Source organism: Micromonospora sp. DT15 (genome assembly GCF_049841475.1).
GTDB lineage: Bacteria > Actinomycetota > Actinomycetes > Mycobacteriales > Micromonosporaceae > Micromonospora.
The window spans coordinates 1-1,104 of sequence record NZ_JBNCKJ010000030.1 but is presented as its reverse complement, the minus strand read 5'-3'; the positions used below and the strand labels follow the sequence as shown (position 1 = coordinate 1,104).

1 protein-coding gene is annotated in these 1,104 nt (G+C 65.6%); it reads left to right on the top strand.

Translation table 11 applies throughout. From position 1 onward, the window contains the following. Positions 1 to 126: 126 nt before the first annotated feature. A partial coding sequence (locus ACLQ3F_RS31600) for an IS481 family transposase (RefSeq protein ID WP_425853361.1) occupies positions 127 to 1,104 on the top strand: 978 nt, incomplete at its 3' end.

Genomic DNA, 1,104 nt, shown 5'->3' with positions numbered 1-1,104 from the left:
TGTACTGCCCAGGCACGTTGGTTGAGGTTGTGTGACGACACGACCTGACGGATCTTGATCGGCGAGGACCTCCTGTCGTGGAGTGGAGCTGCTGAAGGCGACCACACCACAGACCAGGAGGTCCTCGTGTCTCACGCTAACGCAGCGTTGACTCCTCGCGCCCGGCTGCGTCTGGCCAAGCTCGTGGTGGAACAGGGCTGGCCCGTCGCGCGAGCGGCTGAGCGCTATGACGTCTCATGGTCGACCGCGAAGCGGTGGGCTGAGCGTTACCGGATGGCCGGTGAGGCCGGCATGCAGGACCGTTCGTCACGGCCTGCGTCGCAGCCAAGGAAGACACCAGAACCACTGGTCCGCAAGATCGTGCACCTACGGTGGAAACACCGACTCGGACCGGTCGCGATCGCCGACCGCCTCAACATGGCCTCATCGACAGTGCATGCCGTGCTGACGCGGTGCCGGCTCAATCGGCTTTCGCACGTCGATCGGATGACCGGCGAACCCGTGCGTCGCTACGAGCACCCCACCCCCGGGGCGTTGCTGCACGTCGACGTCAAGAAACTCGGGAACATCCCCGACGGCGGCGGCTGGCGCTACGTCGGCCGCGCCCTGGGCAAGAAGAACCGCAACGCCACCGCCGGCAAGCCACGCAGCAAGCACCACAACCCGAAGATCGGCACCGCTTTCGTACACACCGTGATCGACGACCACAGCCGCGTCGCCTACGCCGAAATCCACGACGACGAGACCGCCACCACCGCCATCGGTGTCCTCCGCAGAGCCGTCAACTGGTTCAGCGACCGCGGCGTCACCACCCAACGGGTGCTCTCCGACAACGGCAGCTGCTACCGCAGCCACGCCTGGCGAGACGCCTGCACCCAACTCGGCATCATCCCCAAACGCACCCGCCCCTACCGCCCACAAACCAACGGCAAGATCGAACGCTTCCACCGCACCATGGCCCAGGGCTGGGCCTTCAAACGGATGTACTCCAGCGAGTCAGCCCGCCGAAACGCACTGCCCGCCTGGATACACGAGTACAACCATCACAGGCCCCACACCGCCACCGGCAAACGCCCACCCATCAGCCGCTTAACCAACCTCCCT